This is a genomic window from Sinorhizobium prairiense (genome assembly GCF_029201645.2).
Taxonomy (GTDB): Bacteria; Pseudomonadota; Alphaproteobacteria; order Rhizobiales; family Rhizobiaceae; genus Sinorhizobium; species Sinorhizobium meliloti_A.
The window spans coordinates 2,877,019-2,895,986 of the sequence record NZ_CP104131.1; the positions used below are offsets into that span (position 1 = coordinate 2,877,019).

The 18,968-nt window shown below is 63.3% G+C and carries 17 protein-coding genes, 2 tRNA genes and 1 pseudogene; 13 read left to right on the forward strand and 7 right to left on the reverse strand.

Going from position 1 to position 18,968, the window contains the following annotated elements; all coding sequences use genetic code 11:
* Window positions 1-26 precede the first annotated feature (26 nt).
* Together lepA and rnk are read left to right on the forward strand one after the other, a co-directional pair.
* Window positions 27-1,862, forward strand: a complete 1,836-nt coding sequence (lepA, locus tag N0Q91_RS16620) for a translation elongation factor 4 (protein WP_275596962.1) — start codon at window positions 27-29, stop codon at window positions 1,860-1,862.
* 443 nt (window positions 1,863-2,305) lie between these two features.
* Complete coding sequence (gene rnk / locus N0Q91_RS16625) at window positions 2,306-2,713, forward strand: nucleoside diphosphate kinase regulator (RefSeq protein ID WP_018093881.1); 408 nt, start codon at window positions 2,306-2,308, stop codon at window positions 2,711-2,713.
* A 111-nt stretch (window positions 2,714-2,824) separates the two neighbouring features.
* On the opposite strand, the gene N0Q91_RS16630 is transcribed toward rnk, so the two are convergent.
* Window positions 2,825-3,277, reverse strand: a complete 453-nt coding sequence (locus N0Q91_RS16630; protein ID WP_275596963.1) for a DoxX family protein — start codon at window positions 3,275-3,277, stop codon at window positions 2,825-2,827.
* Between the two features lie 202 nt (window positions 3,278-3,479).
* On the opposite strand from N0Q91_RS16630, the gene N0Q91_RS16635 reads away from it, so the two are divergent.
* Window positions 3,480-3,761 carry an Rdx family protein gene (locus N0Q91_RS16635; RefSeq protein ID WP_275596964.1) on the forward strand — a complete coding sequence of 94 codons (282 nt, stop codon included), beginning with the start codon at window positions 3,480-3,482 and terminating at the stop codon, window positions 3,759-3,761.
* A 149-nt stretch (window positions 3,762-3,910) separates the two neighbouring features.
* Here the strand turns inward: N0Q91_RS16635 and N0Q91_RS16640 are convergent, their stop codons facing one another.
* Window positions 3,911-4,537, reverse strand: a complete 627-nt coding sequence (locus N0Q91_RS16640; RefSeq protein ID WP_100669850.1) for a ribonuclease D — start codon at window positions 4,535-4,537, stop codon at window positions 3,911-3,913.
* 205 nt (window positions 4,538-4,742) lie between these two features.
* On the opposite strand from N0Q91_RS16640, the gene N0Q91_RS16645 reads away from it, so the two are divergent.
* The 3 genes from N0Q91_RS16645 to cya1 all read left to right on the forward strand — a co-directional run bounded on the left by N0Q91_RS16645 (window position 4,743) and on the right by cya1 (window position 8,351).
* Window positions 4,743-5,072 carry a hypothetical protein gene (locus N0Q91_RS16645; protein ID WP_275596965.1) on the forward strand — a complete coding sequence of 110 codons (330 nt, stop codon included), beginning with the start codon at window positions 4,743-4,745 and terminating at the stop codon, window positions 5,070-5,072.
* Window positions 5,073-5,156: 84 nt separating this feature from the next.
* Window positions 5,157-6,203, forward strand: a complete 1,047-nt coding sequence (locus N0Q91_RS16650; RefSeq protein ID WP_275596966.1) for a hydroxyacid dehydrogenase — start codon at window positions 5,157-5,159, stop codon at window positions 6,201-6,203.
* A gap of 150 nt (window positions 6,204-6,353) precedes the next feature.
* Complete coding sequence (cya1, locus tag N0Q91_RS16655; protein ID WP_275596967.1) at window positions 6,354-8,351, forward strand: adenylate cyclase Cya1; 1,998 nt, start codon at window positions 6,354-6,356, stop codon at window positions 8,349-8,351.
* A 131-nt stretch (window positions 8,352-8,482) separates the two neighbouring features.
* Here the strand turns inward: cya1 and N0Q91_RS16660 are convergent.
* Window positions 8,483-8,569 (reverse strand) — tRNA-Leu (locus N0Q91_RS16660).
* 394 nt (window positions 8,570-8,963) lie between these two features.
* Between N0Q91_RS16660 and N0Q91_RS16665 the strand changes: the two genes are divergently transcribed.
* Window positions 8,964-9,491 (forward strand): BA14K family protein, encoded by a 528-nt coding sequence (locus N0Q91_RS16665; RefSeq protein ID WP_100669853.1) that lies wholly within the window; start codon window positions 8,964-8,966, stop codon window positions 9,489-9,491.
* Window positions 9,492-9,556: 65 nt separating this feature from the next.
* Here N0Q91_RS16665 and N0Q91_RS16670 read toward each other — a convergent pair whose 3' ends face one another.
* Entirely contained in the window at window positions 9,557-9,889 is a 333-nt protein-coding gene (locus N0Q91_RS16670) for a DUF6665 family protein (protein WP_026168498.1), read from the reverse strand.
* Between the two features lie 238 nt (window positions 9,890-10,127).
* On the opposite strand from N0Q91_RS16670, the gene N0Q91_RS16675 reads away from it, so the two are divergent.
* Window positions 10,128-11,723: a hypothetical protein gene (locus tag N0Q91_RS16675; protein ID WP_275596968.1), complete on the forward strand. Its 1,596-nt coding sequence runs from the start codon at window positions 10,128-10,130 to the stop codon at window positions 11,721-11,723.
* 255 nt (window positions 11,724-11,978) lie between these two features.
* A pseudogene (locus N0Q91_RS16680) lies at window positions 11,979-12,062 on the forward strand (GIY-YIG nuclease family protein); the annotation flags it as partial.
* Between the two features lie 343 nt (window positions 12,063-12,405).
* On the opposite strand, the gene rpsA reads toward N0Q91_RS16680, so the two are convergent.
* From rpsA to aroA, 3 genes are all read right to left on the reverse strand, one after another.
* Window positions 12,406-14,112 (reverse strand): 30S ribosomal protein S1, encoded by a 1,707-nt coding sequence (gene rpsA / locus N0Q91_RS16685; protein WP_003534399.1) that lies wholly within the window; start codon window positions 14,110-14,112, stop codon window positions 12,406-12,408.
* A gap of 162 nt (window positions 14,113-14,274) precedes the next feature.
* Window positions 14,275-14,913: a (d)CMP kinase gene (gene cmk / locus N0Q91_RS16690; protein WP_018093873.1), complete on the reverse strand. Its 639-nt coding sequence runs from the start codon at window positions 14,911-14,913 to the stop codon at window positions 14,275-14,277.
* Window positions 14,913-16,280 carry a 3-phosphoshikimate 1-carboxyvinyltransferase gene (aroA, locus tag N0Q91_RS16695; protein ID WP_275596969.1) on the reverse strand — a complete coding sequence of 456 codons (1,368 nt, stop codon included), beginning with the start codon at window positions 16,278-16,280 and terminating at the stop codon, window positions 14,913-14,915. Before aroA ends, cmk begins: the two co-directional genes overlap by 1 nt.
* A 284-nt stretch (window positions 16,281-16,564) precedes the next feature.
* Between aroA and N0Q91_RS16700 the strand changes: the two genes are divergently transcribed.
* From N0Q91_RS16700 to N0Q91_RS16715, 4 genes are all read left to right on the forward strand, one after another.
* The gene (locus N0Q91_RS16700; RefSeq protein WP_003534381.1) at window positions 16,565-16,954 is read left to right on the forward strand and encodes a TIGR02300 family protein; all 390 of its coding nucleotides are present in this window, start codon (window positions 16,565-16,567) and stop codon (window positions 16,952-16,954) included.
* 244 nt (window positions 16,955-17,198) lie between these two features.
* A tRNA-Ala gene (locus N0Q91_RS16705) sits at window positions 17,199-17,274 on the forward strand.
* Window positions 17,275-17,466: 192 nt separating this feature from the next.
* Window positions 17,467-18,255, forward strand: coding sequence for a YdcF family protein (locus tag N0Q91_RS16710; protein ID WP_275596970.1), 789 nt, complete (start codon window positions 17,467-17,469; stop codon window positions 18,253-18,255).
* Window positions 18,256-18,318: 63 nt separating this feature from the next.
* Window positions 18,319-18,954, forward strand: a complete 636-nt coding sequence (locus N0Q91_RS16715) for a trimeric intracellular cation channel family protein (RefSeq protein WP_018093870.1) — start codon at window positions 18,319-18,321, stop codon at window positions 18,952-18,954.
* Window positions 18,955-18,968 lie beyond the last annotated feature (14 nt).

Sequence of the window (18,968 nt, forward strand, 5' to 3'; positions counted from 1 at the left end):
TTTGCGCCGCCTGATCGCGCTGCTATATGCGGCCCATGAGCACACCATCTTCCAAGACGCCCCTGTCGCATATCCGCAACTTCTCGATCGTGGCGCATATCGATCACGGCAAATCGACGCTTGCCGACCGGCTGATCCAGTCGACCGGCGGCCTCGCCGAACGAGAAATGTCCGAGCAAGTCCTGGACAGCATGGACATCGAGCGCGAGCGCGGCATCACCATCAAGGCCCAGACCGTGCGCCTGCACTACAAGGCGAACGACGGCGAGACCTATGTGCTGAACCTCATCGACACGCCCGGCCACGTCGACTTCGCCTACGAGGTCTCGCGCTCGCTTTCAGCCTGCGAAGGTTCGCTGCTCGTCGTCGACGCCAGCCAGGGCGTCGAAGCCCAGACGCTCGCCAATGTCTACCAGGCGATCGACAACAATCACGAGCTCGTCACCGTTCTGAACAAGATCGACCTGCCTGCGGCCGAGCCGGAGCGGATCAAGGAGCAGATCGAGGAAGTGATCGGCATCGACGCCTCCGACGCCGTGCTGATCTCCGCCAAGACCGGTCTCGGCATTCCGGATGTGCTGGAGGCGATCGTCCATAGGCTGCCCGCCCCGAAGAGCGAGGGCGGCGACGCCGCGCCCTTGAAGGCGCTGCTCGTCGACAGCTGGTACGACGCTTATCTCGGCGTCATGGTTCTGGTGCGCGTCATCGACGGAACGCTGAAAAAGGGCATGACCATCCGCATGATGGGGACGGATGCGAAGTACCAGGTGGAGCGCGTCGGCGTGCTGACGCCGAAGATGGTTGCCATGGAGGCGCTCGGCCCCGGCGAAATCGGGTTCATCACGGCTTCTATCAAGGAAGTGGCGGACACCCGCGTCGGCGATACGATCACCGAGGACAAGCGGCCGACGGCCAAGGCGCTGCCCGGCTTCAAGCCGGCCCAGCCGGTCGTGTTCTGCGGCCTCTTCCCGGTCGACGCCGCCGACTTCGAGGACCTGCGCTCGGCCATGGGCAAGCTGCGCCTCAACGACGCCTCCTTCTCCTTCGAAATGGAATCCTCCGCAGCGCTCGGCTTCGGTTTCCGCTGCGGCTTCCTCGGCCTCCTGCATCTCGAAATCATCCAGGAGCGTCTGGAGCGCGAATTCGATCTCGATCTGATCGCGACGGCACCCTCGGTGGTCTACAAGCTGTTTATGACCGATGGCACGGAGCGCGAGCTTCACAACCCTGCCGACATGCCGGACGTGGTCAAGATCGCCGAAATCCACGAGCCGTGGATCCGCGCGACGATCCTGACGCCCGACGAATATCTCGGCGGCATCCTGAAGCTCTGCCAGGACCGTCGCGGCATCCAGATCGAGCTGACCTATGTCGGCACCCGCGCGATGCTCACCTATGACCTGCCGCTGAACGAAGTCGTGTTCGATTTCTACGATCGGCTGAAGTCGATCTCCAAGGGATACGCCTCCTTCGACTACCAGATCACCGAGCACAAGGAAGGCAACCTCGTGAAGATGTCGATCCTCGTCAACGGCGAGCCGGTGGACGCGCTGTCGATGATGGTGCACCGGATGGCGGCGGAAAAGCGCGGCCGCGAAATGTGCGAAAAGCTGAAGGAACTGATCCCGAAGCACATGTTCAAGATCCCGATCCAGGCCGCCATCGGCGGCAACGTGATCGCCCGCGAAACCATCTCGGCTCTGCGCAAGGACGTGACCGCAAAGTGCTACGGCGGCGACGCCACCCGAAAGCGCAAGCTGCTGGAGAAGCAGAAGGCCGGCAAGAAGCGGATGCGCCAGTTCGGCAAGGTGGAAATCCCGCAGGAAGCCTTCATCGCCGCGCTGAAGATGAGCGACGAGTGATTTCCAATCAGGTCGACGCGCATAGAATATGCGCATCGGCCTGAAGCAAGGCGAAACGCGCGTCGTCGACCTGCGGGCCGCGTGACGAAAAGCGCCGCCGCCACGGACTTTGCGTTTCAAGGCTTCCGATCTTCTTGCGCGATCCGCCATGATCGCCACGGGCGCTGCGGTGTCTCAAGTGGCGACGCGGGCTTGACTTCGTTGGCGAAGTTTCCGACCTTCAGACCATGCCAGTGCTCGCGATCCATTTCCGCTGTTCTTTCCGGGTCTGCCCCATCGCAGGAACCTGACCCCGGCCCGGATGCGTGCGCTCTCCGGGTAAGGGGGCCTGCGCATCGGCGAGCGGAGGGCCAAGCCTCCACCCCCGAGCGGCGAGCGTAAATCATCCTCGACATTTCACTTTCGGCGCAAGCAGAGCGGTGCGCCCAGGCACAGGTATCATCATGGCGGACAAGACAACCCGCAAGAAGCTCCCCTCGATCGTCATCAATGCCGAAGACCATGCACGTCTGACGGCGATCGCCTCCTCGGCGCTCGACCGTGTCCCGGAAGTCGCGGAGGCGCTGCTTTCCGAACTCGACCGCGCGCGAATTGCCGCGCCCGGCAAGCTGCCCAAAGACAGCGTGCAGATGGGCTCGACCGTCGCCTTTGACGCCGACAACGGTTTTGCGAAGGAAGTGAGGCTCGTCTATCCGGGGGAGGCCGACATCGAAGCCGGCAAGATTTCCGTACTGACGCCGATCGGAGCGGCGCTTATCGGCCTTTCCGTCGGACAGTCGATCGACTGGGTCGACAGGGCCGGCAAGGTACACCGTATGACGATCCGCAGCGTGATGCCGCAGGCGGGCTGAGCGTGCCGCCGGTGCAATTGCTCGAAGCGGCCGGCTCGAGCCGGCCGCTTTCAAAGCGCTTCCAGGCAAAATGTGTCGTCGCCCGGAAGCGCTCCAATTCAAAGAGTGAGATCAGAATTGGCGGCCGAGCTTGGCATCGACGGACTGGCTGTTGGCGCCGCGAACGGCAAAGAAGAGCGTGATCGCCGCCCAGAGGATGGACTTCTCCGCCCCGCCAAGGCCCTGCCCCTGGACGATGCCGTGGAAATAGACGGTGACGAGCAGCACGATCGTCGCCGCGAAGGCAGCAGGCCGCGTCAGGAAGCCGATGGCAATGAAGATGCCGCCGAAGAACTCGGTCGCCGAAAGCAGGGGCGACCAGAAAACGCCCGGATAGAACCCAAGCCCCTCCACCATGCCGGCCGCGCCGAAGGGATTGAGGATCTTGCCGTAGCCGTGGGTGACGAGCAGCAGGCCTGCCACGACGCGCAGCAACGTCTCGGCGAAAGTATCGAGCGGCAGATAAATCTTTTCGAGCACCGGCAGGATCGCGCGCGGTCGATTGTTGGCAGCGGTATCGGTCATGAAATCCCTTTCGTATCCATTGCAAATCAGGGGTTTCTCTTGCCTCAGGCCTTTTGGAAAACAAGGGCTCAGCGTCAAAAACATGACCGCTCAAGCTGACATTTATGTGAGACATGCGTGAAGGCATGGATTGCGGCGCTTGCGCGACGACGCTGCTCCATGTTTGCTGTGGCGCGGAAGCCAAGTGAACAGGACATGCGAGATGAGCGAAAAGCCACGCGTCACCATCCTCTATTGCACGCAGTGCAACTGGCTGCTGCGCGCCGGATGGATGGCGCAGGAATTGCTGTCGACCTTCGCCGACACGCTTGGGGAAGTGGCGCTCATCCCCGGGACCGGCGGCAATTTCGAGATTCGCGTCGATGGCGCGTTGATCTGGGAACGCAAGCGCGACGGCGGCTTTCCCGGGCCCAAGGAGCTGAAGCAACGCGTTCGCGACGTGATCGAGCCCGAGCGCGATCTCGGCCACACGGACAGGAGCTAGAGCACTTCCAGGAAAAGTGTGTAACGGTTTTCCGTCCGGAAATGCGTTAGAGCAAATGGTTAGAGCATTTCAGTGTTTCTATGAAACATTGAAATGCTCCAGGCTATCGCAACCGGCGCCTGCTCCCGCACCGGTGGGCGCCGTAGAACTCAGCTATGGGCGAAAATGTCCGTTTCCTCCCAGCCGAGCAGATCGAGCTTGGCACGCGTCGGGAGAAACGAAAAGCAGGCCTCGGCGAGTTCCATCCGGCCATCGCGCAGGAGCCGCGCCGTCAGTTTGTCGCGCAACGCATGCAGGTGGAGCACGTCGGAGGCGGCATATTCGAGCTGCGCCGGCGAAAGAATGTCGGCGGCCCAATCGGAAGACTGCTGCTGCTTGGAAATGTCGATGTCGAGCAGTTCCTTGAGATTGTCCTTGAGGCCATGCCGGTCCGTATAGGTGCGGGCGAGGCGCGAGGCGATCTTGGTACAGAAGACCGGCGACGCGGTGACGCCGAAGGTATGGAACAGCACGGCGATGTCGAAGCGGCCGAAATGGAAGATCTTCTGGCGCGTCGGATCGGCGAGCATCGAGACGAGATTCGGCGCCTGCTTCTGGCCGGCGGCGATGCGGATCACATCCGCAGTCCCGTCGCCCGACGAGAGCTGCACGACGCAGAGGCGGTCGCGACGCGGGACCAGGCCGAGCGTTTCCGTATCGATCGCGATCGCGCCCGTATAACGGGCGGCGTCGGTCTCGGAAATGTCCCCCTCGTGGAACCTTATTGTATTCGCCATCGAAAATCCCCAGATCGTTACTTGCATGATTCCCGGAGAACGGTTCAGGAAACCTGCTGAGATACAAGTGCTGCAGCGACCCGGCCAGTCTGATCAGGCGCGCGGCGCTGTGGAGCGTAGCTGGCCTATAGCGCATGTTGGCCGGCCGCGATACCTTGTCCTTCGGCAGACGTTCCGTTTGCCGGCACCCCGAGAAAGTTCGTATATGACCTGGTTCCGTTTCGCCCTGGCGGCTCCCCTCGTCGCCCTGATGTCGACCCTCTCGCCCGGTATCGGCCTCGCCGCCGGGGCGACATTCGAGCTGGCGCAGGCCTTTCACGACCTGCCGGGCGTGCGGCCGGCGAACCCGCTGGGCGACGATAAGAACATCGTTTGCCGGCAGGTTTTCATCGACCGCTACGGCCCCTTCGAGTCGTCTCACGGCCGTCCCCGTTACGATATGGTCTACCGCTGCCGCGAGGGCAGCGGCCCGATCTTCCAGAGCGGCGAGCTGCCGCCGTCGCTCGAGCGGCAGAAGCGCGGCCTCAACTACTGAGTTCGAACCAGACAAAGGCACGCTTGCATTGCGCGCTCGGGACAGGCGAAACTGCGTCCCGGACGGCACTGACTGGAGGAAACCATGCCCGAAACCGACAGGCCGCAAAGCGACAGGCCAATTGTCATCAGCGCGCCCGCGCCGCGTACGCTCGATCTGATCTTCACGCCCGACGCGCTCGAGCGTCTTCACAGGCGCTACCGCGTGATCGAAGCCGATCCGGAGAACATCGCCGGGCTCGGCTCCGCCGTCCTCTCCGAGGTCCGCTATATCGTCGGACAGCCGCCGCTTTCCGCAGAAACGCTCGAACGCATGCCGCGGCTGCGGGCCGTTCTCAACGTCGAAAGCAATCTCATCGACAACATGCCCTACGACGTGGTTTTCCAGCGCGGCATCCACGTGCTCACCACCGGCCAGGTCTTCGCCGAACCGGTGGCGGAGATGGGGCTCGCCATGGCGCTCAACCTCGCCCGCGGCATCGTCGATGCGGATGTCGATTTCCGCGAGGGCCGCGAACGCTGGGGCGGTGAGGGCAACAAGTCCGCCCGGCTCCTCTCGGGTTCGGAGATCGGCATCATCGGCTTCGGCGATCTCGGCAAGGCGCTTAACCGCGTCCTTTCGGGATTTCGTGCGAAGATCCGCGTCCATGATCCCTGGCTGCCGGCCTCCGTTCTTCTCGACGCCGGCGTCGAACCGGCGTCGCTCGAAACGGTCCTCGCCGAGAGCGACTTCCTATTTGTTGTCGCAGCGGTCACCAGTGACAATGAGGGCTTCCTCGACGCCAGGGCCTTCGCGGCCATGCGTCCGGGCGCCGCCTTCATTCTCCTGAGCCGCGCCGGCGTCGTGGATTTCGATGCATTGATCGCAGCCGTGGAAAGCGGCCATATCCGCGCGGCAAGCGACGTCTTCCCGGAGGAGCCCCTGCCCCCTGGACATCCCGTCCGCCGGCTGGCCGGCTTCCTGCGCTCGGCGCACCGGGCCGGTGCGCTCGACATCGCCTTCAAGAGGATGGGCGAGATGGTGCTCGAGGATATGGAACTGATGGACCGCAGCCTGCCGCCGATGCGCTGCAAGCGGGCGGAGCGGGAGACGGTGGCCCGAATGCGCTCGAAGCCCGTCACCGTCAACTGAAGAGTGATGGGCCGCAAAACTGTCGTAGCCGACCAACGACAAAACACGCAGCAGATCGAAGTGCTGCAGCGATCTTTGCGCGTCCGACCGGACGCGCGGCGCTGTAGCGCAGGTCGTATACGGCCGGTGGTGCTATGAAAATGCGTTGCAATGCTGCAAAGATCGGAATCCGGATTCGAGGACATCGAAAGCATGCAAGATTCCAACGCGGACAAGCCTTCCCGGACCTGGACCAGCTCTCTGCGGTCGCTGCTCGGTCTCGTGATGGTTGCTATGCTCATCGTCGTGTCCGCGACGCTGGTGGGACTTGACTACCACCGCGCACGCAGCGCTTCGATCGCCGATGCCGAAGGCAATATGGACGCTTTCGTCGGCCGCCTGGTCGATCGGCTCGGCGCCCTTTCCGGGGACACCTCCGCGCTCGTCAGTCTCGTCGCATCGGTCGCCAATGCCTTTCTCGTGCCGCCGCCGGAGCGCATGAACGACAAGGTGGCGGTGCTGCGCGAAGGCATCGCCCGCTCGCCGCACATCGACGGCGTCTATGTCGGTTATCCGAGCGGTGCGTTCTTTCATGTGGTCGATCTGGACTCGGCCGCCTGGCGCATGGCGCTCGACGCACCGCGGGGAGCGGCCATCGCCGTGCGCTCGATGGAGAGAGACGACCGGGGCAAGCCGTTCGACCGGATCCTGTTCCTGGACGCGAGCGGCCTGCAGTTCGCCGAACGCCGCGCTGCTTCCAACGGCTTCGACCCGAGGACGCGGCCCTGGTATCGCGCAGCCGTCAACGGCAAGGCACCGGTGGCGATCGGTCCCTATGAGATGGCCACGACAGGCAATCTCGGAATGACCATATCGCAAGCGCACCGCGGCAACCCGCAGATCGTCATCGGTGCCGATGTGGTGCTCGATACGATCACGGACTTCCTCTCCCGCGAGCGGCTGACGGACGAATCCGTCTCCTTCATTCTCGATGCGGTCGGACGGCCGATCATCCATTCCGACACCGTGATGATGCGACGCATCATGGCATCGAAGGGCCGGGACCGGCCGGTGGCCACGCCGCAGGAAGATGGACTGATCGAAAGCATCCGGCGCAACCCGCCACCGGCCGGGAAGGCAACTCTCGTCGAAGTCGGAAACCGCACCTATCTCGTCACGGTGGCGCCGCTCGAATCGGCATTGCTTCTGTCCGGGCACCGGGTGGTCGTCGCGGCCCCGCTCGACGAACTGCTGGCGGCCGCAAACGAGACCCTCGTCCAGGGACTTGCCGTCTCGGGCGCCGTGGTGGTGGTCGCCGTTCTCCTGGCCCTCGTGCTTGCGCATCTGATCACGAAGTCGCTCAACCAGCTCACCGACAGCGCCAACCGCCTGCAGGACCTGGACTTCGCCACTCCGATCGACGTTTCATCGCATGTGGCGGAAATCTCGACGCTCAACGGCGCAATGAACAGAGCTCGCGACGCGATCTTCACCTTCGCGCTCTATGTCCCGAAGGAACTGGTGCGCAAGGGCATCGAATCCGGCCATTTCGGCGGCCGCGCCGCATGGCGGCAGGAAGTGACGGCGATGTTCACCGACATCTACGACTTCACCACCATCAGCGAGGGCCGTTCGCCGGAAGAAGTGGTCGCGATGCTCTCGGAGTATTTCGATCTGTTCAGCGAGGTCGTCGCCGCCCACGACGGAACCATCATCCAGTTCCATGGAGACTCGGTCTTCGCCATGTGGAACGCGCCGGTCGCCGATACCAGGCATGCCGAGCATGCCTGTCGCTGCGCACTCGCGGTCGAGGAGAGGCTCCAGGCCTTCAATTCCGCGCAACGCGCCAAGGGATTACCGGAGTTCCGCACGCGCTTCGGCATCCACACCGGAACGGCCGTCGTCGGCAGCGTCGGCGCCAGGGAACGGCTGCAATATACGGCGATGGGCGACACGGTGAACGTCGCCTCCCGGCTCGAGGGCATGAACAAGGATTACGGCACGAGCGTTCTTGCAAGCGGCGCGGTGGTCGCCCAATGCAGGGACATGGTGAAGTTCCGCCCGCTCGGCACCGCCAAGGCAAAGGGCCGTTCGACGGCGCTCGACATTTACGAAGTCGTGGGCGTCATCCGTACGGTTGACACTACCGAAGCCGGAACGGCCGCCTGAAGAAGGAAAGGCAGATGCCGCGGCAAACGACGGCCCCGGCGAATTTGCCTCGGAACTCTGAAAGCAAAAAAGCCCGGAAACCGGGCTTTTTTTGACTTCCGAACCGCAAAAGCGGTTACTGGAAAAAGGAATGGTGCCCAGAAGAGGACTCGAACCTCCACACCCTTTCGAGTACCAGCACCTGAAGCTGGCGCGTCTACCAATTCCGCCATCTGGGCGACGGACCGGCATGTAAAAGGCCGTGACCGAAGTGTCAACAGGCATTTTGAAGTTTTCGTCTCGCATCGCGAAAAAGCGCGGTAAAGCGCGTTCGGCTCCTCGATGATAGGGTAAGAATTCCAGTGACATGGGGGCCGGAGAGGCGCATTCTAGAGCAACGGCGAAGGAGCGGAATCCGGAACGCGCCCGCGCCGACACGTGGAGCGCACGCCCACGAATAAACATGCGGCGCCAAACGCCTACTGCATGTTTCGTCGGTCGACCCGATCGACGCCAAAACATGCAGCAACTTGAAGAGTTACAGCGATCTTTGCGCGTCTGATAAGTCGCGCCGCGCTGAAAGGAGCAGGGACAAAAACCGGAAAGCAACGGCTTTCGGAAAGTGAGGAGAAAATGACGAAATTTCGGAATTTCGTTGTGAGCTGCGCACTCGCCGCCGTCTCCGCGGTTCCCCCTGTAACGTCCGTTCAGGCCATGCCGCGCCCGGCGCTCGACATTGCGATCAAAGCGCCGGCCGGCATAGAGAATGCCACGCATCGCGGCCGTTACGGGTGGCGCGGCGGCTATTCTCGCCGCGGTTATTACGGAGGGTCCGGCTTCTATCCGGGCTGGAGCCCCTATTACCGACGGTCCGGGATCAGCTTCTATTTCGGACCCAGCTACCGCTACCGGCCGTATTACGGGAACCGCTATTACTACGGGCCGCGCTACTATGGCCCCGGCTATTACAGCTATCCCGGGCCCGGATATTACGGTTATCGCTCCTATAGACCACGCTACTATGGCGGCGGCTATGTCCGGAGCGGCGGCAACAGCCATGTCGGCTGGTGCCTGTCGCGCTATCGGTCCTATAACCCGGCCACCAACCGGTACCTGACCTATGGCGGGGTTTATCGGGTGTGCTATTCGCCCTATCGGTAGGGGAGCGTACCCTTTGGATTCATCGAGTTCCGCGCGTTCGATCCGACGCGCGGCTCTCCCGTCGGTCAGCGCTTTCTGACGATCCCGACGCGCGCCATGACTTCCTTCGGAATGCCGTAGCGGCGCACGGCATCGCGGCTGTCGCGAAGGCCGCAGGTCTCGCGCTGGATGAGGAAGGCCCAAACCGCGTCGGCTGCCTCGTCGAGCAGTCGCTCGCGTTCGGAAGGCGGGTGCCTGTTGCCGTCATAGGCATTCAGGGCGGCCATTGCCTTCTCGACCTTCAGGCCATTGCGCCCCAGAGCGTCGGCGCGCTCGGCCATCAGCTCGTATTCGAGAACGTTCACCCCGTTACCGGTGAGATCGAAACGGCGCAGCGATTGCGGCGGGCGAAATGTCATCGGCGGCTCCATCAAGCTCATGGCAGGATGGGCCGTGAATGAGCTTCCCGCAAGGGGCCGCGCAAGACTGCGGCGTGGCACCACGTCATCGTCATGGTTAACACTCCCTAAACTCGTTTGGCCTAAGCATTTCATCGTTTCATGGAAACACTGAAATGCTCTAACCCTTTGGTCCAACGCACTTCCGGTCGGAAAACCGTTAGATACTCTTCCCGGAAGTGCTCTAGGCTTGCGGATCATGCCCGAACTGCCCGCCTTCATCGCCATCAGGACAGCCGTCGGAACTGCCGAGGAGACGACGCAGGGCCTGCGCCGCCCGCTGCCGGCGACGGAGCGGAGCGAGGCGATCCGGAAGATCGTCGATGCGCTGACCCGCCATCTCTCCGGCAGGGAGGTCCTATCCAAGGACGCGCTGGTGAAGTTGGTCGAAGACTTGGCGCTCATCCTCAAATTTCCACCCCTGCCGCAGGAGACCGGACGCGCCTTCATTCGGCGGTTGACCAGCTTCATCGAGGCATTGCCAATGCCGGAACGCCAGCTTCTGGAGAAGCAGCTGGCAGCGCGCAACCTTGCGCAACGCGTCGCCGTCGCGGCGGCGATAACGGCCGACCGCCGGGGCGCGATGCCGCCCGATCGGACCCCGCTCCGCAGCCTGCCCCTGCCTGCACACGCCCCGCCGGCGCTTCCGGGCGCCAAGGCACCGATCCCTGGCGACCTCGCGCTCCTGCAAGCGATGCTCAGGAAGACCTACGGCGCCGATACGGATAGCGTCCGGATCGAGACGCCATCCGCAGGCGCGGCAATCGAAGCGGCGCACGAGGAGGCTCCGGCCGGCCCGCAACGTTCGCCGAAGACGCCCGTGAACGCTCCTGCAGCGCCGCGAGGTGCGGAAGTTGCAGCGAGAGATGCTTCGGCAAGCCCGCTTGAGAGCGAGATGGCGGAGATGGCGGAAACGCCGGCCGTCACGCCGGAAGGCTCCGATAAGCAGCTCCCGGATAGCGAAGCGGATTCTGCGCAACCATCGGCGCCACGCGCCAGTCAGGCGGAGGACCTGAACGGGAGTGCGCGCGCTGTGCTGAAGGATGCAAAACCTGCGACAGCCGAGAACAAGGCTGCAGCCGAGGACAAGGCTGCAGCCGCAGAAGCCGGCGCTGAAAAACTCCCTGGCGGCGAAGTCTCGGAGGGCACCGACGGCCCGTCGCGCTCCGCGAGGGACGACGACAGGCCACGCGTGCGGATGCAAAGCGCCGCGCGCATGGCGCAACCGCCGGCGGAGGCCTTGAGAACGATCATACGCGACAGCCTTGCGTTGCCGGGGACGATCAAGAGCTGGCAACCTCGGGATACGGGAGACACAGCACCGGCCGTGCCCCTGACGCCGAAAAACGAGACGCCGGCGCGGCCACGGGAGACCACCGGCGCGATCAGAAGCGCAGCAGCAGCCGGCGAACCGCCGGTGGATATCGCACCCGACGCCGAAACGGGCGCACCGCTTCGCGACCTGCCTCCTCCTCAGGCAGAACGTCGGACCGGCGAGGACGCGATGGCGCCGCAGGGCTTCGCCCGTGTCCCCGAAAGCGGACTTCCGCGCGAAATGTTTCCCTTCGCCCTGGTTCCCTACCCGCCGGCCGAAGAAAGCGATGCCGACGAGGTGAACCGGCGCAAGCGGGAAAGCGAGAGCGAGCCGGAGAAAGACGCAAGGGACGACGAGGGAGAAACGGAAAGCGACGACCGGCAGCAGGGACATGGCGCCGGCGGCGAAGGGGATCAGACCGAAGAGCCACCGGCAGCCGACGCCTATGACCTCTACCGAAAGCTCGGCGGCCTGGCTTAGATCAAGATGTCTTCAGGTCGGGTCGACCTAAGGCCTGTTGAGATTCGGGCACCTGCCGCCGCTTGTGTGATTCCCTCATTCCTGTGCTCGTCACAGGGATGAGAGCAGCGCCGCGTCTGCGGCGCGGGAAGCGTTCTTTCAGCCCAAGGACTTGGTCTGGCTGGATTCCTGTGACGAGCACAGGAATGAGGGACCGGGATGTGCGGCTACTACAACTTCCGTTGCGAATATGGGATTGGTCAAACCTGTCACGCAATGAAAGGTTACGTCTACATTCTCGCGTCCAAACGAAGCGGGACGTCGTATACGGGCGTGCCCCGGGGCCTGCCGCGCCGCCTAACTATCTTATCTTCACGGTTTATGAAGCGCGCCGAGGGACCGCACCCTCTCCGCCCTCATTCCTGTGCTCGTCACAGGAATCCAGCAGCGCCGCGTCTGCGGCGCGGGAGAGCCTTTCCAGCCCAAGGACTTGGTCTGGCTGGATTCCTGTGACGAGCCAGGAATGAGGAATCAAACAAGCGGCGGCGGGTGGCCCGAATCTCAACAGGCCGTAGAGCACAAAGTGTAACGGTTTTTCCCACTGCGCCGCGCGTCTCATAAGACGCGCAGAGGTCGCGGTAGCCCACAAAAAAGCCCGCGGAGATCGCTCTCCGCGGGCTTATCATTTCAAGTCCGTCAACGATTACTCGTTGTTCTGGCGGTTCTTGAGCGCAGCGCCCAGAATGTCGCCGAGCGAAGCACCCGAGTCGGAAGAGCCGAACTGAGCGACGGCTTCCTTCTCTTCCGCGATTTCCAGAGCCTTGATCGACAGCTGGATCTTGCGGTCCTTCTTGGAGAAGTTGGTGACCCGCGCGTCGACGGTCTGGCCGACCGAGAAACGCTCCGGACGCTGTTCGTCGCGATCGCGCGAGAGATCGGCGCGACGGATGAAGGCGGTGACGTCCTCGTGGTTGACGAGCCGCACTTCGATGCCGCCATCGTTGACGCCGATGACTTCTGCCGAAACGACGGCGTTCTTGCGCAGTTCGCCGGAAGCGGCAGCTTCACCGACCGCATCGCGACCGAGCTGCTTGATGCCGAGCGAGATGCGCTCCTTGTCGACGTCCACGTCGAGAACGACAGCACGAACGACGTCGCCCTTGTTGAACTCTTCGATGACCTGTTCGCCCGGACGGTTCCAGTCGAGGTCGGAGAGGTGGACCATGCCGTCGACATCGCCATCGAGGCCGATGAACAGACCGAATTCGGTCTTGTTCTTGACTTCGCCTTCGACTTCCGTGCCAGCCGGATGGCTATGCGCGAAGGCCTGCCACGGGTTCTCGAGCGTCTGCTTGAGGCCGAGCGAGATGCGGCGCTTGGTCGGGTCGACTTCGAGAACGACCACGTCGACTTCCTGGCTCGTGGACAGGATCTTGCCGGGGTGAACGTTCTTCTTCGTCCAGGACATTTCGGAGATGTGTATCAGGCCTTCGATGCCCGGCTCCAGCTCGACGAAGGCACCGTAGTCGGTGATGTTCGTGACGGTACCGGAGATCTTCTTGCCGACCGGATACTTCGCACCGATGCCGTCCCACGGATCGGACTCGAGCTGCTTCATGCCGAGCGAGATGCGGTGGGTTTCCTGGTTGATGCGGATGATCTGAACCTTGACCTGCTGGCCGATGTTCAGGATTTCCGACGGATGGTTGACGCGGCGCCACGCCATGTCGGTGACGTGCAGCAGGCCATCGATGCCGCCGAGGTCGACGAACGCACCGTAATCGGTGATGTTCTTGACGACACCCTCGACAACCTGGCCTTCCTCGAGGTTCTGAACGATTTCAGAACGCTGCTCGGCGCGGGACTCTTCGAGAACCGTGCGGCGCGAAACGACGATGTTGCCGCGGCGCTTGTCCATCTTGAGGATTTCGAAGGGCTGCGGGTTGTGCATCAGCGGCGTCACGTCGCGGATCGGACGGATGTCGACCTGCGAACGCGGCAGGAAGGCTACGGCGCCGTCGAGATCGACGGTGAAGCCGCCCTTGACCTGGTTGAATATGATGCCTTCGACGCGTTCGCCGGCTTCAAACTTGACTTCCAGGCGCTGCCAGCTCTCTTCGCGGCGGGCCTTCTCGCGCGAAAGGACTGCTTCGCCGAGTGCGTTTTCAATGCGCTCGACATAGACTTCGACTTCGTCGCCGACCTTCAGCGTGCCGTCCTTGGCCTTGGCGCCGAATTCCTTCAGCGGTACGCGGCCTTCGACCTTGAGGCCGACGTCGACGATTGCGACGTCTTTTTCGATCGCCGTGACGATGCCCTTGGCGACATAGCCTTCGGCGAGGTCCGTCTTGGCGAAGGACTCTTCCAGAAGCGCTGCGAAATCATCACGGGTGGGGTTGGTTGCAGACATATAATCTCCTGCTGCGTCTCCTGCCGGAAACGCATGTGCGCCGGGGGTTGGTGTTAGACAGGCCTGAACCCAGTCCGCTCCTGTCATGGAGCAATCCGGCGCGTGGACGGAATTTCAGGCTATTTTCAAGAAGGAGACCGGCTGGGCCGGATCAGGCCTTCTTCAAATCTTCTCTTTCAGGGCGGCGTCGACCAGCGTCTTCGCCGCCTGGAATGCCGCCTCTATACTCATTTCGGAAGTATCAAGCAAGTGCGCGTCCTCGGCAGGTCTCAAAGGACTGTCGGCACGGCCCATGTCGCGCTCGTCGCGCTTCTTCACGTCCTCGAAAACCGCGGCGTAGTCAGCCTTTCCGCCGCCGGCGATGATCTCGTCATGGCGCCGTTTCGCCCGCACTTCGGGGGAAGCGGTCACATAGAGCTTCACCGCCGCATCAGGGCAGACGACCGTGCCGATGTCGCGTCCGTCGAGGACGGTACCCGGCTCCTTGCGCGCGAAGGCCCGCTGCGCCTCGACCAGTGCCCTGCGCACGGCCGGCATGACGGCGATCTTCGAGGCCGCCTCGCCGATCGAATGCTCCGAAAGCACGGCGCGATCGAGCCCGGAAAGGTCCACCTCGCGCGCCATCGTCTCGGCCACCGCCTCGTCGCCGAGCGGCAGTCCGGCATCCATGAGCGCCTTGGCGGTGGCGCGGTAGGTGAGCCCCGTGTCGAGATGGTGGAAGCCGTATTGCTCGGCGATCCGGCGCGAGAGCGTTCCCTTGCCGGCGGCCGCAGGCCCATCGATGGCGATTACGAAGGTCATCAGGCTGCCTTGTTCTCTGCCTCTTCGATTTTCGCGCCCAGTCCGGTCATCAGGCCCATGAATTCGGGGAAGGACGTCGCGATCATCGTCGCATCGTCGACCGTCACCGGATGCTCCGAGACAAGTCCCATGACAAGGAAGCTCATGGCGATGCGGTGGTCGAGATGGGTCTTCACCTGGCCGCCCGAGTTATTGCCCAGGCCCTTGCCGCCGGGCCGGCCGCGCACGACCAGCGAGGCCTCGCCCTCGTCGCAATCCACCCCGTTGAGCTTCAGGCCGTCCGCAACGGCGGACAGGCGGTCGGACTCCTTGACGCGGAGCTCTTCCAGCCCGTTCATCACGGTTGTGCCCTCGGCGAAGGCGGCGGCGACGGCGAGCACCGGATATTCGTCGATCATCGACGGGGCGCGCTCCTCCGGCACGGTGACGCCCTTCAGCTCCGAATAGCAAACGCGCAGATCGGCGACATCCTCGCCGCCGGCAAGCCGCTTGTTCATGACCTCGATATTGGCGCCCATCTCCTGCAGCGTCAGGATGAGACCGGTACGGGTCGGGTTCATCAGCACGTTGAGGATGGTGATGTCCGAGCCCGGAACGATGAGCGCCGCCACCAGCGGAAAGGCCGTGGAGGACGGATCGCCCGGCACGTCGATCACCTGGCCCGTCAGCTTGCCGCGGCCCTCGAGGCGAATGGTGCGCACACCCTCGGCATCGGTCTCGACCGTCAGCTTGGCACCGAAGCCCTGCAGCATCTTTTCCGTATGGTCGCGGGTCATCACCGGCTCGACGACGGTCGTGATTCCGGGCGTGTTGAGGCCGGCGAGCAGCACGGCGGATTTCACCTGGGCAGACGCCATCGGCACGCGATAGGTGATCGGGTTCGGAGTCTTCGGCCCGCGCAGGGTCACCGGCAGCCGGTCGCCCTCCGCCGAGTTCACCTGAACGCCCATTTCGCGGAGCGGATCGAGCACGCGGCCCATCGGGCGCTTGGTCAGCGAGGCATCGCCGATGAAAGTGGAATCGAAATCATAGACGCCGACAAGGCCCATCGTCAGCCGGCAGCCGGTGCCGGCATTGCCGAAGTCGAGCGGCGCCTCCGGCGCGAGCAGCGCGCCGTTCCCGACACCGTCGATGAGCCAGGTGTCGCCCTCCTTGCGGATCCTGGCGCCCATCGCCTGCATGGCCTTGCCGGTATTGATCACGTCTTCGCCTTCGAGGAGACCGGTGATGCGCGTCTCGCCCGCGGCAAGGCCGCCGAACATGAAGGAGCGGTGCGAGATCGACTTGTCGCCCGGAATGCGCAAAGTACCCTTGAGGTCGGAAGACTTGCGTGCGGTGGCGGGCCGCGGGTTCGAGCCGTGAGACATCGTGGTTTTCCTCTGACAATCCGGCTGACGGCTGGCGCGGAAGGTGGTGCTTTCCGGCGCGTTGGTGGCGGACCGCCGGTCTCGCCGGCTCCCTAACACAATGCGCGAAAAGGGTCATCCTCCTGCTGTGAAGAAAATGACGGCCGGAGCTCGCGGAAGTTTATCTTTGACAGAACTCGCCAAGATGATTATGGGGACCGGCTAATCATCATAAGCTTGATACGTTTCTAACCGCCGGCTTTCCGGCAAGAGCCGGCTCGCCGGCCATTCAAGAGGCTTTGACTGTGGCAAAACCGGAACTTGGAACAAAGCGCATCGACCCGGAAACGGGGCGCAAATTCTACGATCTGAACCGTGATCCGATCGTCTCCCCCTACACGGGCAAGTCCTATCCGCTGTCCTTCTTCGAGGAAACCTCCGTCGCCAAGGTGCTCGAGAAGGAAGAAGAGGAAGACGTCAAGGAAGTCGATACCGAGAACACGGAAGTCGAACTCGTCTCGCTCGAGGAAGCGGACGACGAAGCCTCGGGCGGCGACGATCTGCCGGATCTCGGCGACGACGATGTCGAGATCGAGGGTGACGACGACGACACCTTCCTCCAGACCGACGACGAAGACGATGACGACGACATGAGCGACATCATCGGCGTTTCCGACGAGGACGACGACGTCTGAACAGACTGGCGGCGCGGGCGGATCAGCGCCCGCATGCCTGCCCGCAAGCGTTTCGAAAGGCGCACGAAACCGCCCCATCCGTCGAACGTGATCGGCATCGAAGCATCCGGCCGGAACCAAAAATAATTCGTCCCGGCCCTCACTTTTCGGCTTGCCATCTGCACCGAGCAGAAGTAATAAGCCGCCACTCGCCGGGCGCAACGCGCCTCGCGATCTTCCCGGACCGGCAAAGCCGGACCCTGATGGGGCTATAGCTCAGCTGGGAGAGCGCTTGCATGGCATGCAAGAGGTCAGCGGTTCGATCCCGCTTAGCTCCACCAAAATCTTTTCGATCCCCGACGTAAAGAATTCAGGCGCTTGAAGCCTGCCTCGCAATCCGCGCCGTAGAAAAGCCTTGCCGTGCAGCAACCGGCGCGGCGCACCGGGCTATCGTCCTGTACTGTGGACGCCGATAGACGCGGCGCCGTCATTCATGAAATCTTTACCGGCCGAGGCCGAAGAACGATCTGCCCATGTTTCTCGTCTCGAAAATCTTCTGGCTCGTAGCCCAGCCGCTGTCCCTCGCCTTCCTCGCCCTGTTCGCCGGCGTGCTGCTTATGCTCGGCCGTTTCCGCCGCAGCGGCGGTACTTTGAGCACCTTCGGGCTCGCCATCCTCTTCGTCACTCTCTTCACCACCGCCGGCTCCTATTTCCTGCAGATCCTCGAGGACCGGTTTCCCCGCCCCGCGACGGAGCCCACGGAGCTTGCCTGCATCATCGTGCTCGGGGGCGCCTTCGAGAATGTGGTAATGGCGAGCCGTGGCGGCATGGAGCTGAACCAGGCGGCCGAACGCTTCGTCGAAACCTTGAGGCTCGCGCGGGCCTATCCGCAGGCCCGCATCCTTGTCTCGGGCGGAGACGGGTCGCTCAGCGGCATCTACGAGGGCGACGCGCATGCCTCGCAGAAATTCTTCGGGAGCTTCGGCATCGGTTCCGACCGGCTGATCCGCGAGGGAGAATCGCGGACGACCTTCGAAAACGCACGCTATACCAGGGATTTGCTGGCCAGGAACGGGCTTGAGCGTTGTGCGCTCGTGACCTCCGCCTACCACATGCCGCGCTCGATCGGCCTTTTTCGGGCAAACGGCATGGAAGTCACGCCCTGGCCGACGGATTATCGCACGAGCGGCAAGGTGCGGCTCGGCTTCGATTTCACCCAGCCCTCGCTCAACGCCCAATTGGCGACGACGGCCGCCAAGGAGTGGACAGGGCTCGTTGCCTATTATCTCCTCGGCCGGACTGAGACGCTGCTGCCGCGGTAGCCTACCGCATGTTTTCTTTAATAGGTTACGATTAGAGGAGACTTGCAGCCAAGCGGAGCAGCCATGCCGATCCTCGAATTCCTCGACTATGCGGGCGTCGCAATCTTTGCGGCGACCGGCGCGCTGTCGGCCTCCCGCAAGCAGCTCGACATCATCGGCTATCTGTTTCTCGCTTCCGCGACGGGCATTGGCGGCGGCACCATCCGCGACCTCGTTCTCGGCGCGACGCCGGTGTTCTGGGTGGTGAACCCTAATTTCATCATCGTCTGCGCGGCAGTGGCGGTGGCCGTCTTCCTCACGTCCCATTTGCTCGAATCGCGCTACCGGATGCTCGTATGGCTCGACGCGCTCGGCCTCTCGGCCTATTGCGTGATGGGCGCGGCAAAGGGGCTGGCGGCGACCGGCTCGCCTATCGTCGCCCTGGTCACGGGCGCCCTGACGGCGACCTTCGGCGGGGTTCTGCGCGATCTTCTGGCCGGCGAGCCCTCTGTCCTCCTGAGGCCGGAGATCTACGTCAGCGCCGCCCTCATCGGCGCCGGCGCCTTCGTCCTGGCCAGCCTGGTCGGATTGCCGCTCGTCGCAGCGTCCGCACTCGGCGTCGTCACGGCCTTCGCCGTGCGGGGCGGCGCGCTTCGATACGGCTGGACGCTGCCGACGGGCAAGGCCGGGCCCGGCCGTGACCCGAAGGACGTGATGTGACGAAACTTCGTGGC